Below are 15,557 nucleotides of genomic sequence, written 5' to 3' on the forward strand. Positions count from 1 at the left end.
AAGAAGAAATCATTGCGAGAAAGCAAGCGCGCTTGTTTTAAGATTTCTAATGCTTCTGATGATAGAGGCACGCGAAACTCTTCTGTAGTATCACGTCGACCTTTCATATTTTCAGCAGGGATTGTCCAGATATCGCCATCAACTTGATCTTTATGAATATGACACAAAGGATTGGTACGAACCCCTGTCAGAATAAGCAAACGCAAAGCCAGTTGTGTTAGGGTTGAAGCTTCGCAAAGTGTTTTATAAAAAGCAGGAACATCTTTCCAATCCATTGCTGGTAAGTTTTGGACTTTATGGCGTTGTTTACCTAAGAGAGCACGTGCTTTTTCTGTTGCTTGTAAATCAACATTCAATCCTAATGCAGCCACATGTTTGAGACAAAGATTAAGACGTATCAATGCTGTCTGAGCTGTTCCAGCTTTTGAATGCCAAATGGGAGCAAGTGTATTGCGTATCTCTGTTTGTATAATCTCTGAAACGGGGAGGCAACCTAATTTGGGGAGAATATGGAGTTTTAAGGGTAAAAACCAGTTCCCATCTTTACCGTCACCTTTTAATTCACCTTTCCGACTTTCAAAAGCCTCTAAAGCAATATCTTTTAAATAATGGAGATTGCTTATTGCCTCACGCTTTTGTTTTTCACGTTCTTTAATTGGGTCACGACCTTCACGAAGAACAGAACGCCACCCTGTTGCCAATTCACGGGCTTGTTTTAAGGAAACATCTCTCAAGGCATCCCAAGCCCATTTCGCGGCGCCGACCATGAATGGTATAACCTAAAAACTCTCGTGAAAAGATAAGATTAATAGTGCATCATTATTTTTTATGTTATTAAGATACGGGTTGATACTAACAGATAATCTATTTCCCGAGTCATGGCAGCTTTTTGCACTTGAGATAGTTTATTAAAAGGAATTTTTATTTCTTTCTTTATGTGTTTCTATTCACACATCAATCTCGCTTATAATGTGTACACAAAAAGTTTTGATTGCTTCAACATGAACAGGTTTGGAAAAGAGAGAATCTTATGATACTGAGGAGCCAATTCAATATATAAAACAATAAATTATCCTTATGAATAAAAATGTTTATATTATCTTTTATTCAACCCCACATTTTTTGCAGAAAAATAGAAAATATAAAAATGAGTTAAATGACAATTATAAAAAATTCTATTATCACATAATTTCAATAAATGATACAAAACTTAGGCTATAAAAAGCTGAATCATTCGCAATAAAAGTATTTTCATTGCCTAGGATAGAGCATCTGGAAGGCTATTTTTTAATGCTTTTAAAGTCTATCTTCGAAAAAGAAACGTGAGATTTTATTTATCATAAAGCTGTTATTGTGGTGTGGATTTTCGTCAACATTTCAATAAAGAAGGAAAGTAATGGCACGAAATGAACTGAAACGAGGTATGAGTAAGCGCCAAGTTATTTTTTTAGCTCTTGGCTCTGCTATTGGAACAGGTCTTTTTTATGGGTCTGCACAGGCAATTAAGCTTGCGGGTCCCAGTGTTTTGATTGCCTATTGTATTGCTGGTTTAGCTATTTTTATGGTTATGCGGGCTTTAGGAGAGATGATACTTCATAATCCATTGCCTGGTTCTTTTGCACGTTATGCGGCAAATTACATATCGCCATTAGCAGGTTTTTTAACGGGATGGACATATGTATTTGAAATGATTCTTGTTGGTTTGGCTGATATTACAGCTTTTGCGACTTACATGGGGTTTTGGTATCCTGATGTTGCTCCTTGGGTATGGGCACTGAGTATTACATTAATCATCACGGGTATTAATTTAGCTGCCGTAGAAGTATATGGTGAACTAGAGTTTTGGCTGTCTTCTATTAAAATTATTGCTATCATTGCAATGATTATTTTAGGAATAGCAATTATTTTTTGTGGTTGGGGTGAAGGTGCAGATTTTTCTACCGTTACTGTTCATAATTTATGGAAAAATGGTGGTATTTTTCCCAATGGTTGGTTTGGTTTTTTAGCTTGCTTTAGTGTTGTTGTCTTTGCTTTTGGTGGTATAGAAATCATTGGGATGGCAGTCATGGAAGTTCAAAACCCTCATCAAACAATTTCAAAGGCAATTAATTCTACTCCAGTTCGTATTTTGCTTTTTTATGTCATGACGTTAGCTATTTTAATGTCTCTTTATCCTTGGAATGAGATTGGTGTTATGGATAGCCCTTTTGTATCTATTTTTGAAAATCTTGGGATTTCATATGCAGCAAATATTTTGAATATTGTTGTTGTTACAGCGGCTATTTCAGCAATGAATAGTGGAATGTATGGTGCTTGTCGCATGATACATGGTTTATCGCAGGAAGGTTATGCTTTAAAGAAGTTTCAATATTTATCAAAAAATGGTATACCAATTTTTGTTATTTTGATGATCTTCGGTATTTTTCTTCTTGGTGCTGTCCTTAATTATTTTTACCATGAAAAGCTTTTTTTTCTTATTGCAGCAATGGCAACATTTGCGACGGTTTTTGTTTGGATAATGATTCTACTTTCGCAAATTTTTATGCGAATTAAGATGTCTAAAGAAGCTCAGAATGGTTTAAAATTTCCCATTCCATTTTGGCCAATAGGATCAATTTTTTCTATTTTATTTATGGTTTTTATTTTTATTCTCTTATGGTATTTTCATGAGACGCGACCGGTTTTAATTATAGGTTTTAGTTGGATTGCTTGGCTTGTTATTTGTTTCTATGCACTTAAACTTTATAATTTTAAACAAAAGAAACTGCAATAAAATGTGAATAGAGATAAAACTCAAAACAAATAGCTGCTGTCATCAGGAAAATAGCTGTTTGATTGCTATTCTCTAAAAGTTAGAACAATCTAGATTGAAAAAAATCTGCTCGTTATTATTTCGCTTTGGAAGTTTTTATAAGCCATTGCTTATGGTAACGGCCAAATCATATAAATATTAGGCGTTTTTTGATGGTGAGCCATGCAATCAATATAAGTCTTTCATGTTAAAATGCCTAACAGTGCAAATAGATTTTACTAGATACAAGATTATAGGCAGATATCTTTTCTCAAAGAGGATTGGCGTTGTTAGAAGATAGTGGATAATAAAGTCATTGGAGGCATTGTATTATTGTATTTGCAAAAACTTTAATAAAGAGCAGCTAGATATCACAATAAAATCTTATAAAAGAGTAAATTAAAGAGAGCAATGAACGTGTGACAGTTTTACGATTTTTGTTGTTATTGCGATCAAAAGAGCAAGGATTAGACTTATTTTTTATAATATTGATACGGGAGTAATTTTTATCACAAGTGGAGGCGGACAAAATGCACTCCGCAACTGTATTTGGGTGTAAAATTATTCAGTATTACTGTAAAAGACGTTCAAGAACACTACGATTAGCAAAAACAATCATCAGAAAGTGGATTTTTACACGAGAAATCTTCCAATAACTCTGAAACATATACCACAATGATTTCTTTTATCCTTGAGGCAACGGGCAAAATTGATATGGATTTACAAGGAGACGCTACGATTATTGCTTCTCATCTGATTTCCGGTCAAGATATCAATGTAATGGGAGAATATGTGACGATTGTTGGCATGACAGACCATCATAGCAGCCATTCACAGATGCATGAAACAGGTTTTGCTGTGTGTTCAAGAAAAAATTTTGTTTCGATATACGGGAGTGAAACAACAACAGAAAATGAAGAAAGTTTTGAACATCAAGGCTCTTCTCTCAATGCTGACGGTAATATCAATATTACGGCCAAGAAAAAAGATGTGAGCGTCGTGGGCTTTGATCTTGCTGTGGAGGATATTAACCTTTCGGCAGCGCATGGTGTCAATGTTGTTTGTGGGTTATAATAGTCATAAGTTCAAGCACATAGGAAGAGCGCACAGGCTTTGGTTTTCAGTTTGGAAAAGAGCAGCAGCGATGCTTCTGTTGGTATTGTGGTTGCGAGTGCGAAAGACACTGGCGATCAATAGGAAAATACCTCCGATCAATCCTATTTCAAAGTGTGCAGAGATGTGCAGATTACTGCTGATCATGATGTAAACATGCAAGCCGACAAATGTTTCGGCAGGGCGTGATGTCAACGTTGATGCTGGCAATAATATCACGCTTTCGGAAAGCTGTGATATCTCTAAGACACAAGAGATGCCTGAAAAGTCCTGTGCTGATGAGACAGGATTTCTCAATGTGGGCATTCTTGGTACCATAAAAGATATAAGAGATGTAGCAAAACGTTTTGGTTATGGGGATGTGAAACACGAAATCGGCAATGGTTTGATTGGCGAATTAAATGGCAATACAACAGCGATTGTTAGCGCACATAGCCCAAAAGGTGCCATAACAGTAGGTAAAGGATTGAGTGACTTTAAAAAGCGTGGCATCCACAATATAGCAAAGAAAACAGATATCTATCTTTAGGGATCGGCTGATAAGGCTCTACCGATAGTGAATCCATCAGAATCCATTATATGTCGTAAACGATGACGAAAAAGATTATGTCTACCTACAAAATTATTTACTTAACCTTATTGGTATAGGATTTGGTTACAATCCACCTATTTTTATAAGGTACCCTTGGAGTTCCTCTATGTATTATTTCCACAAGCAATTCCCATGCGAGAGGAAGGAAGAGCGCTAGGCGGCTATGATCCCTAGAATTGGTATGGTCGTACGAGTTATGCGTGTGCAAGGCGCTATGGAATACCTCATATTATGCCAATTTATTCGATTTTAGATAATTTAGGTTTGGGTTATTTATGAAAAAAATGAAACAAATCTTAAAATTATTAAGTGATCTTATTCTGTTAAATATCACTAGATGTAACATCGACAAGCCTCCACCAAAGAGTTTTGAGTTCTTGGGAGAAGTCTAAAGCAGACTTTTTTGAGGCAGGAAAAAAACTGTTAGAATGTGGTATGAAAACCCCTTATGATATTTTTCCAGAAAATAAAAAGTTAAGCCTTAATGCAGAGGCTTCCATTGATGCTTGCATGTTTCAAGCACAATTCCACTACAAATGGGGAGGAGTATATTGGTGTTATACTTATAAAGATGAAAACCTCCCCATTTGTTGTCTTGGTGCTGTTATCCTACAATGAAGTGTCAAGAAGCGTTTGAATAGCCCGTTTTGTAAAAAATATAAAACCGCACCTGAATGCCAGCCTTAATTTTTGCTGGTGATGATCAACATTTCTACCTTCACTTTTTTCATGCTTGTGCGCTGGGGTGTCCTTAATTCACCATTTCAATGCTATTTATTTATGGGTACCACAACTGTTGGCGCAATAATGTAAAAATACCTATTTGGGTTGTAATCAAAATATTGATAATAACTATAAGCATACCGTTGATAGAATATGATTTTAGTAATAATTTTACCGTATTTTTGGTATAATAATAATGACATAATCTTCGGAAAGATAAAAATAATATAGCTTGATAATGTCCATCATTGTTTTGGAAATAAAAAACAGCATGTAAAATAATTTATAGATTGTTTCGTAATATCAAAATTACTCAAGGATAGGAAAATGAAGCAGATTTTAAAATTATTAAGCGGGATAACCTTATTTGTTATGGCTGGATGTTACGAAGAGCAGCCTTCTCGAACAGCTGTAGATGCATGGGAAAAATCCGGTACAGATCAGCTTGAAATAAAAAAAGCTCTGTTAGAATGTGGAATACAGCATCTTGATGGTCGTCTTGATACAGAAACGAGTACTGATGAGAAATTCAATGCAGAGGAGTCTGTGAATGCATGCATGATACAAGCAGGTTTTCAAGATAAATTGGGAAGAATGAAGTGGTGTGAGAAATATGAAAATCTTCCAATTTGTCAGCCTGATGCAGTTATTCCTCAGCGAAGTGTAGAGAGGCGTTTGAATAGTCCTCATTGTGAAGAGCATAAAGAACAACCTGAATGTCAACCTTAAGTATTGAGGCTGCTGTAATCAAAAATCCTTATATTTTTTTTGCATTGGGAGAGGGATTGTTTCTTCAATATCTATATGCTAACAAGAGTTATCTTGGATGTGAGCGAATATTAGCAGACTTATCAGTCTTTCTATTGTAAATTAAAGGTGGGGGAAATGGAAAAGACATTGAAATTATTGAGTGCTATAATTTTGTTAAGCTCTGCTGGGTGTATTAGCAAACCTCCCCCATCGACCTTGGAATTATGGGAAAAGCCCGGTGTCAATAAGTCTGTGGTCCAACAAGCACTGTCAAAATGTGGCTGGAAACCAATCTACGCTTCTTCTGAAAATATGGATTCGCGTGCAAGTGATTTTGCAGCAGTTTATGAGTGCATGACTAAAGCAGGGTATCGGTACAAATTACAAGATTCAAAGGGAATCTATTTTGCATCAACGCCGCGAAGTGATTCATTTTTAGTCAATTTAATGGTAGCAGGGTATCAACAGGTTATGGATAATGATACTTTTGGTGTAACCAATTCGACAAAACAAGAGCGAGATTTGATGTTACGTTTTGAAAATGATAAAAAGCGCCAGAAAATAAAAAAAGCTTTGCGCAAGTGATCATCAAAAGTAGAATGTTAATTATTTAAAGCAATAATTGAATAAAAATATTAAACAGGAGAAGAGAGAAATACAGCTCTTTTGTCTTCAATATAGTTATATTCATCAGCTACGAGATTAGCAATCGTGTTGTTGTCAGATGATGATAGTGGAGGATAGTGAGTTGTTGTTTAGAGAAATTTATTCAATATAAATAATGGCAAATAATAGCTTTGCTAAAATATCTGCTTTAACGATAATAAACAGATAGCTTTCATAGTACTTATTTTGATGAAATTTTATTTTGGTGTTTTTTAATTTCAGGATAGTGAGTGTTTTACTGTATTTATTTTTATCAAAAGACCTAAAGTATTATACAAGTAACTTTGATATAATATCTTTTCATTTTATGATAATTTTTTGAGATGATATACTTTTAAAGTATTACATTTATTTATTCAAATTTTTTTAGATATCTAGCATTTTTAATACAGAAATTGTGTACATTAGGTTATACATTAGTGCCAATCTCTTGTTTTTTGTTGTAGTTGAAAAAATGATGCGGTCATAGATTTCGTATACTGTATCTCATTTTGTTATATTTTTATCTTTTGGTGGTGAGATAAACTGAAGATTATATCTCTTAAAAAATTGCACTTTTAGCGGTTTTGGAGATGCATTCTTTAAAGAGATTGTCACCCTAAATAGTATTTTAAACTTTTTGTTCTTTCTTTGACATAAAACACAAAACGTATTATGAGTAACTGTAATTTATCAAAAAAATAAAATAACTTTGTTTTTTTATTCTCATTGTGTTTAATTCGTGGTTTATTTTTTGCCAGCATTTTTGTTTTTGTTGAAAAAAAGAAAGTTTTGAAAAACAATGATAATCAAGGTATCTAACAATCACTTGTATTCGTGTGTTTTTACAGCAGCTATTTTTTCTCTTTTGTTAAATATAAATATTGAGGCGCATTCTCATTCATTTGTATCACCGTTATGTGACGAAAACAAATTGCCTTATAAATGCAGTGATGGTGCAAAACATACAATTAGTGATAAAGTATATAAATTCACGGCTCCTGTTAAAGAAAAGAATGGGGAGGGTAATTCTCTCATATTGCCTGCTGCTATAGTAGTGCAGGAGCCAAATACAGTTATTCAGGCAATGCGCGTAGAGGTTGAAGCTACTACGGGTATAGAAGATAGTTATGGTGTTTTTGTATCACGAGGGGGAAGTATTGTTTTGAGTGATTCAGCTTTTAAAAATGTGTCAATAGGTCTTAAAGCTGATAGTGGAATGATTGAGGTTAATCGTGGAACAATTGAGGCTTCTCAGATTGCAGCTTATGCAGAGAAGCGAGGAGCATCTGTTACGTTAACGAATACAAAAATTAAAGTGGAAGGTTTGGGTGTCAGTCAAGAGAGTGCTCTTTTCGTTAGGGCTGATGCGGGTATTCAGATGAAAGGTGGATTTATTGATGTGAATGATGCTGCTGCGCTTTATGTGGGGAGAGGGGGGAGTGCGACTTTAGATGGTGTTACCATTACTTCAAAATATCAAAAAACAGAAGACAATGAAAATACAAATGAAAAAATTGCACATACAGTTTTCAATGTAAAACATCAGGGTTCTGTTTATGTAAAAAATACCAATATTATTTCTACGGATGTTCATGTTTTAACAGTTGGACAAGATTCTAACACGCTGTCCAATAATGGCAGGGAAGGAAATATTTTAATTTCGCGGGTTAATATTGAAGATTCAACAATTAAAGCAATAGGGAACAAACATGGTATGTATTTTGAAATGGATGGGGGGAATGATGCGTATGAACAGGGGCTTGTCTTTTTGAAAAGGACGATTTTTGAAGTTCCAGATGGGACAGCTGTTCATAGTAATAACAGTCGTAGTTATATTGGAGTAACAAAAGGTACAAAAATTTTTGGTGACTTATTATTAACAGCTGAAAAGGGAGGGACTGTAGCGATTTTGGCTGATTCTTCTTCATTGATAGGAGGGACACGTGTTGCTGATGATTCTATTGCTGAGCTTTATTTGACAAGGGGATCAAAATGGTTTTTGACAAAAAGAAGAGAGATAGATTCGCAAGTTGCAAATCGTACAAGTTCGTCTATTTCATTTGTGAAAGTTTCTGATAGTTTTATTGCTTTTGAAACTCCAATGTTTCAGGAGTATCAAACACTTTATATTGGGAAAGGCGAAAAAGAAGTTTATAGTGCGCAAGATAGGGCAGATATTTATCTCAATACGCATCTCAGTAGTGATGGTTTGCTTGATAATAAAAAAACTGATCGACTTTTGATACATGGTGATGTTTCTGGAAAAACGACAGTTTATGTGCAATTTGTTGCAGGAAATCAGGGCGAGATAGCAACCGGTGAAAATGCTCATAGTATTTCACTTATTCAGGTTTCTGGAAAAGCGGCAGAGGATTCTTTTCAGTTAAATCGTGCTTATATTGCATTAGAGGGGTTGCCTTACCAATATTATCTGCATGCTTATGGTCCAGATTCTGCTCTTGGAAATGCACAAACTTCTCAAAGATTGGTTGAAGGAAATGGAGATTTTTGGGATTTTCGCCTTGAAAGTAAGTATATTCAGCCTGCTTTGAGGACGTCTATTATCCCTCATTCTGAGTTAAAGGTCAGAGAGGTTGTTCCACAAGTTCCAACCTATCTTTTATTACCAAATGCTTTGTTTCATATTGGACTCATGGATATCAGTAATCAACAAAAGCAATTGCAAGTTAGGCGGTTTATTCCTCGTCAATTATTAAAAGTTGAAGGGGATTTTTCTTTATCTATCCACGGTTATGGTGCACGTTATCGTTATGTCTCAGGTCTTTCTACACTTAAATATGGGTACGATGGTCATGTTGATTATAACGCTATAAAAACAGACATTTTGCTTAAAACAATAGAGAGCGCATATAGTACGACATCTTTTGGGATTGTGGGAACCTATGGAAAGCTTTCCTTACAACCTCGTAACGTGGAACAAAGCCAAAAGAGTACGTTTAATAAATGGTCATTTACGACATACGGTAGTGTAAAATACAACACTGGTTTTTATGTAGATGGTCTTTTATCTTATGGTTTGTTTAAAGGGGATGTGCTTACCCATGCTTGGGGTAAGACGGCGACATTAAAAGCAAATCCTTTGAACGTTTCATTTTCTGCTGGTAAAGTGTTTATGACAGGATATAAAGATCTTATTTTTGATCCGCAATTCCAGCTTATTTATCAACGTCTTCGATTTGATAAGGCTCGTGATATTGATGGATTTGATGTTGAGATGAAAAAAATGGGGCAATGGTTGATGCGTATTGGTGGGCGTTTAAGTAAAACATTTAAAGCATTTGAAAAGGATCGTATCATTTGTTTTTATGGCAATATTCATCTTTCTAATCGTTTTGGTAAAAAACAATTTGTTCATTTTAAAGATGTTTTCCAGTTGGGTTCTTTTGGTTCTTCCTTAGAGACAGGTTTGGGTATCGATGCGCAGTTTTCTTCTAAAGTTACACTCCACAGTGATGTTAGCTATCAGCATAGGTTAACCAAGGCTGGTTTTTCTGGAGTTCATTTTTCTGGTGGTTTGCGCTATCATTTTTAATAAATCTTTTTTAAAAATAATAAATGTGATTTTTAAAGTTTTGTTTTATTTTATTGATTTAAACCATTGATAGTGAAGCAATTTTAATTGCGTCTTTTAATAATGCATCATGTGTTTTAATAGGTATGAAAGGATCACGTTGATTTATTTTTTATCTGGTTGATAGGGGAGCTTAAATGTTTCAAAAAAATTTGATAATGAGACTGTAAATTTATTGGTGTTATTTTGGCTATAGACATTTGGGGTCTATTCGTCATCAGATTTTTAAAATAGTAGCTTTATTATCCTATTATGCTGTAAAGTACTGTCGTTTGAGGTTGCTGATATCAATCATGGAAGGCAGGGAGGTGTTGACTGCTGATTTAAGAGCTTTTGCTGTTAAGCAAAGAAAGAGGGATGTGAAATATACAGCTCTATCGTTTCATGGATGACACGCATTTTTATGCTTTTAAATTTTGTAAAAAGCGTTTTTGAAGCTGTTTGTATTGATCGCATTATTGTAGGTGGATAATGAGAAAAGTGGTAAAGTTTGAACACTTTTACCGTCAAATTTAACATCTTCAGTTCTTAATAATGATAAATCCTTTAAAAAATTGTTCTAATGGCTGTATTGAATATGTGAAGAAGATCATGTCTTATTTGTGAAATAGATATGAAATATAACTTTTAAATCAAAGTGAGTGCTGTAAGATCTTTTTTTCTTCTTTTGAGACGTAGGGAGAAGAGGTTGGTCGTATTGAAAAAGTCATTTATAAGTTTTTATTATTGTTTCAAATACAGAAACATTGAAGAGCTTTTATTAAAATGGGGTGCAAAAGTAGATCATATTTCCCTCAATTCCTGTTTTTTGAAATATGCATCTTTAATGAAAAAACGTTTGCAAAGTTTTAGGCAATCGCATTCGCATTGTGGCTTCGTTTGTATCGATAAGATTTATATTAAAGTTCAGGGGCAGTAAAAATATCTTTATCGGACTATTGATAAACATGGTGTTTCCATATGATGCTTAAGGTGTCATCGAGCCATTTATGGTAATTGCGTGCTTCTTCGTTTGAGTTATGAACAGAGAAAATAAAACCAGGATATCCACCAAATGCTGGTGGAGGTGGTGAAAAATGATTGGTTTCAAAGAAAATGATAGTTCTGGCGGTTTGAGGATGCTGTGCAACCTTATCTAGACCTAAAAATCCAGAAAACTGTCCATGACCACGAAGAGGAATAATGTAATTTGCTGCCACTTTTTCAGCTGGGAGTATATCGGGAAGGTCTAAGTTTTTTTCAGCTAAAGCGGCATTCATACATAGTTTTGCAAATGAAATCCCTGTACCTTGCTCAACAATAAAATGGGAGACACCCGATCCACCTATACGAGCGCCGATCTCAATTATATAAGGTAAATTATTAGCATCTAGGCGTAGCTCCACATGGGCAGCACCCATGTTTATGCCAAGAGCTTTAACTCCAGAGCATGCAGTCTCACATAAAGCAATAATTAAAGGATCATCTATATCACAGCGTTGACGATAAATTGTTTCTTCAAACCATGGTCCCTCGGGGCTTCCCTTGTCTCCAACGGACAGAACGTGTACACCTGCTGTATCAACAAAGCATTCTACGACAAACTCTTTTCCTGGCAAATACTGTTCTATAACTAAACCTACAGATTTATTTTTATCATTAAAACGTGCCATGTCTTTATGCTGAACATTCCATACGGTTTTAATGAGATCAGGAAGTTCGGCGGAATTTTTAGCTAACATTACGCCTGCGCTCGCCCATCCAGAGACGGGTTTAATAACGAGCGGATAACCCAAGGCTTGTATTTGTGATAGGTCCTCTGGATTATCTATATAAAAGAATCTTGGTGTTCTCAACCCTGCTTTAGCAAAAGCTTGACGCATGAGATATTTGTTTCTGGTTAATGCTGCTACTTCTGGTTCAATACTTGGAGTATTGATTTTTTTTGCAGCCAAAGCTGTCCACAGAATGGCTTCTTCGCGAAGGGTCATAACCCCACGAATATTGCGTTCTTTTACACCTGCTGCAAAAGTATCTAAAGCCGCCTCTGGATTATCAAAAACAGGAAGTTGCCAAGTTGAAGTGACTGCTGCGGGGTGTTGAGTGGGAGCACTTTCAGCGGTATCATAGATTATGACTAATTCGATATTAGCTGCTTGTGCTGCTTCAAATATAAATGGTAATTTTGCATTGCGCTGGCAAACTAACGCGAGTTTTTTCATTTTGATTCCTCATTAAATTTGGAATTTTGAGAATGGCGTTTATGTTGCCATGTAGATACCTTTGATGCATCTATAAATAAGAGTGTCATCCCTATAACAACTATCATCATAGCAATTATTTTGATAATATTAAGAGAAGGGTTAGAGCCAATTATCCATTCACATGCAACCACTGCAAAAGGGGATAATACGCCGATAGTATTGGCGTATAATACGCCTCCTTCGGCTAAAACTTTTTGATATAATACGTAAACTGGTGCCGAGCAAACAGTTCCTAAAATCAATATTTGAAATATATCTTCTAACTTAAGATAGAAGAGTGGGGCAGGATCAAAAATAAATAATGGCATAAATGATGCTGCAGAAATTGTCGTGATCCAAGCCAGTGAGGTGAGCAAAGGTAAATTTTTAAGATAACGTTTAGACAATAAACCATAAGCAGAGTAAGAAAGGGCTGCTGTTAAAGCAAGAGCTATTCCTATTAGGCTGTAATATCCACCCTCTGCACTGTTTATATTAAATGCTATAGCCGCTACACTGACAATGATCATACCGATAAGTTTTAACCATGAGAACGTAAGGCTATTCGTCAGTGCACCCAATATGTAAGTAATACCTGGAATAGTAGCAAGAACCATAGTTAAATCACTGGCTTTGAGCGATTTTAATGCACCAAAGCTGCATACAAAATATAATGAGAATCCTAACACTGAGAGAATTAAAAAAGAAGGTATCATAGAAAGTAATGGGAGGGATCTGAAAACAGCTTTCTCACGAAATACTGCAATCAGCCATAAGGTGGCAGCGGTGGCACACAACCTAAGTCCAACCGCATGCATTACTGGTATATTGCTAACCAAATTCTTAGATAATAACCAACTTATGGAAAATAACGCTAGAATGGCAAAGGTAAATAAGAATAACCGTCCTTTTATGAAACTCAATGATTTAATCCTCTAATAACGCGCTGTGCATAATATGATGTTGAAAAATTAAATCGTAACTGTGAGGTTTCCGGTTTTCCAAGATTATTTTGGATATAATCTTTAGCTCCTGCCAAATAAGCGTCATCATCTAATGCTTCAAGTGTTTCTATATCCGCTATCATAAACGTTATTACTTCTTCAAGACGCTCCAAATCAAATTGAAGATAACCTTGATTTGTTTCCATCAATGCTTTGTTCCGCATCAATATTTCAAAAAGCAAGACCCCTGTACCAGCATCGAATGTCATATGCTGATCAGAACCTTTTGGATAACGGAATATGCGTTCTAATAGGATAAATTCAGTTATTTCTTTCCAAAATTTTGGATGATTTTGTAGCATAATACGCACTGTCATTAAATCAACTTTAGTTTCTTCTAGAAGACCTGTAAACCAATTTAATTTTATATACAGATTTTTATCTAATGGCCGCGGTCCAGTATGATGTGCATAGTCATGGTAATAGCCCCACAAACAGCGAGCATCGTAAATCTCTTCTTTAGATAAGTTACGACTATGCAATTGACCGAACAGGAATTTACTATCTCGACCGAGTAAACGTTCAGCTTCCACAATTGTTTGCTTGTTGTAAATATCAAAGAATTTACTGAAAAAAAACAAAGCAAATGCTTGCTTATCAATTTTTTTAGCAGCCGCTACAGATTCTGGAAATAGAACAATGCAATTGCCTTCTAAAAACCCCCTTGACGCTATTCCCATTTTTATACATTGAAATGGTGATACATAATTATTTGTATATTTTGAGGCGTCAGCCAGATAGGCTGTTTCATGACGATATCCTGTAACTAATTCCAACCGGAATCCTTCTGGATCAGGTCCATTCGTTGCACGCATTGGAGCCAAAAAAAACAAGGGAGCATCTGGTAATGGGGCTTTGAAAACAGCCAAAGTGTTATCAAATTGAGGAGGGGTTGTTAAACCGCTGAGCATCCACTGATGAAGATCATCAGAAATGGTTGCTAAAAGTTTTGGAGATAATCCATCAAGAATATTGGCATGGTGGTTCAGCAGAGTGATCAATTCATTGATCATATTACGATCTGCTGAAGTTGGTTCCTTAATGCTCCCATCTCGTTCTTGGCGCATACGGAATTTGTCAACTAAGTTAACAATGGAAAGAAGCGCTTCAGATTTTTTCATGATGAGTTGACTTTAGCGAGTGGAGCAAAAAGGCCATTGGCACTTGTCCAAAATTTTCGACAATATTCAGCCTATAGCGATTTGCCGCAACCGATGTTGTGATACAAGCATCGGCTTTTTCAGCCTTACAAAGAACGGCTGCATCAGCATTGCTGTTGGCAAATACTTTGTCATATTGATGAGCTACCAGAGATTGCGGGGCAGGATGAGTCGCTACGGTTTTAATTTCATCAGCGTTATTGCGTTTAGCTAAAACCATAGAGTGAGTAGGCATGATAAAGCTGTCAAATAATTGCATATCACCTAAACGGGTAAATATGAGTGTATGCAAATCAGGGTAAGCAGCACAGCTTAAGAGATATCCATCCTTTTTATGAGCAAGTTCCTCAAAGGCTTCTTCAAGAGTTGCATATAAGATAATACGGGATCTCGAGTCAGTGGACAAAATATTTTGATTGTGATTATCAAGCCACCACTGTGCTGCAGCTGCACAGTTAGTATCTGCAGGGCCAAGTGTATAGATAAAAGTATTATTTTCAGATTGCATGATCTCTATTCTTTTAATTATGTGCCTAAATTTAAATTAGTGTAATATGTAGAGTATATCAAGCACAATGCGTTAAGTAATTTAGTGCTTTATAAAATAATGTATATGTGAAAGCAAATTTACGATATAATTTGGTCTTTTCATTATTCTATCATGCCGTAAAACATCGTCGTTTAGGGGAGTGATTGAGCAGGAACAATTCTATGCAAGGGGTATTTATTGGACATGTTAGACGAATGATTAGAATGGTTAAGCGAAGGTAAATGATACGTAAAGCACACTGCTCTATCATTTTTTGGATGATGAACTTTTTGGCTTTAATATTTTGCAAAAAGTGTTTTTGAAGCTGTCCGTGTCGATAACATTATTGTAGGTGGATAATAAAAAAAATGATGAAGCGTGATCACTTTTACTATCATATTCAATGTATTAAATTTTTTAATTAAGATAATAT

The 15,557-nt window shown here is 35.4% G+C and carries 10 protein-coding genes and 2 pseudogenes; 7 read left to right on the forward strand and 5 right to left on the reverse strand.

The annotated features are described in order from the left end of the window. A pseudogene (locus tag ACFIKU_RS04770) lies at positions 1 to 783 on the reverse strand (tyrosine-type recombinase/integrase); the annotation flags it as partial. Positions 784 to 1,396: 613 nt separating this feature from the next. On the opposite strand from ACFIKU_RS04770, the gene ACFIKU_RS04775 reads away from it, so the two are divergent. The 7 genes and pseudogenes from ACFIKU_RS04775 to ACFIKU_RS04805 all read left to right on the forward strand — a co-directional run bounded on the left by ACFIKU_RS04775 (position 1,397) and on the right by ACFIKU_RS04805 (position 10,170). Then, positions 1,397 to 2,773 (forward strand): amino acid permease, encoded by a 1,377-nt coding sequence (locus tag ACFIKU_RS04775; protein WP_375656837.1) that lies wholly within the window; start codon positions 1,397 to 1,399, stop codon positions 2,771 to 2,773. A 693-nt stretch (positions 2,774 to 3,466) separates the two neighbouring features. Next, complete coding sequence (locus tag ACFIKU_RS04780) at positions 3,467 to 3,865, forward strand: hemagglutinin repeat-containing protein (RefSeq protein ID WP_375656838.1); 399 nt, start codon at positions 3,467 to 3,469, stop codon at positions 3,863 to 3,865. 295 nt (positions 3,866 to 4,160) lie between these two features. Continuing rightward, positions 4,161 to 4,433: a hypothetical protein gene (locus ACFIKU_RS04785; RefSeq protein ID WP_375656839.1), complete on the forward strand. Its 273-nt coding sequence runs from the start codon at positions 4,161 to 4,163 to the stop codon at positions 4,431 to 4,433. A gap of 347 nt (positions 4,434 to 4,780) precedes the next feature. Beyond that, positions 4,781 to 5,183 (forward strand): annotated as a pseudogene (locus ACFIKU_RS04790) (hypothetical protein). A gap of 363 nt (positions 5,184 to 5,546) precedes the next feature. Continuing rightward, entirely contained in the window at positions 5,547 to 5,948 is a 402-nt protein-coding gene (locus ACFIKU_RS04795; RefSeq protein ID WP_375656840.1) for a hypothetical protein, read from the forward strand. A 156-nt stretch (positions 5,949 to 6,104) separates the two neighbouring features. Then, positions 6,105 to 6,554 carry a hypothetical protein gene (locus ACFIKU_RS04800; protein WP_375656841.1) on the forward strand — a complete coding sequence of 150 codons (450 nt, stop codon included), beginning with the start codon at positions 6,105 to 6,107 and terminating at the stop codon, positions 6,552 to 6,554. Positions 6,555 to 7,416: 862 nt separating this feature from the next. Continuing rightward, the gene (locus tag ACFIKU_RS04805) at positions 7,417 to 10,170 is read left to right on the forward strand and encodes an autotransporter outer membrane beta-barrel domain-containing protein (RefSeq protein WP_375656842.1); all 2,754 of its coding nucleotides are present in this window, start codon (positions 7,417 to 7,419) and stop codon (positions 10,168 to 10,170) included. A 974-nt stretch (positions 10,171 to 11,144) separates the two neighbouring features. Here the strand turns inward: ACFIKU_RS04805 and ACFIKU_RS04810 are convergent. From ACFIKU_RS04810 to ACFIKU_RS04825, 4 genes are read right to left on the reverse strand one after another with little or no spacing between them, the layout of a single operon-like run. Next, positions 11,145 to 12,410 carry an acetyl-CoA carboxylase biotin carboxylase subunit family protein gene (locus ACFIKU_RS04810; RefSeq protein WP_375656843.1) on the reverse strand — a complete coding sequence of 422 codons (1,266 nt, stop codon included), beginning with the start codon at positions 12,408 to 12,410 and terminating at the stop codon, positions 11,145 to 11,147. Beyond that, on the reverse strand, positions 12,407 to 13,354 hold the full coding sequence (locus ACFIKU_RS04815; RefSeq protein ID WP_375656844.1) for a DMT family transporter: 948 nt from the start codon (positions 13,352 to 13,354) through the stop codon (positions 12,407 to 12,409). The genes ACFIKU_RS04810 and ACFIKU_RS04815 overlap by 4 nt, the downstream gene beginning before the upstream one ends. Beyond that, positions 13,351 to 14,556, reverse strand: coding sequence for a DUF6421 family protein (locus tag ACFIKU_RS04820; protein ID WP_375656845.1), 1,206 nt, complete (start codon positions 14,554 to 14,556; stop codon positions 13,351 to 13,353). Before ACFIKU_RS04820 ends, ACFIKU_RS04815 begins: the two co-directional genes overlap by 4 nt. Further along, positions 14,543 to 15,103, reverse strand: a complete 561-nt coding sequence (locus ACFIKU_RS04825) for a prephenate dehydratase domain-containing protein (protein ID WP_375656846.1) — start codon at positions 15,101 to 15,103, stop codon at positions 14,543 to 14,545. Before ACFIKU_RS04825 ends, ACFIKU_RS04820 begins: the two co-directional genes overlap by 14 nt. Between the last annotated feature and the right edge of the window lie 454 nt (positions 15,104 to 15,557).

Source organism: Bartonella sp. CM120XJJH (assembly GCF_042194715.1).
Lineage (GTDB): Bacteria > Pseudomonadota > Alphaproteobacteria > Rhizobiales > Rhizobiaceae > Bartonella.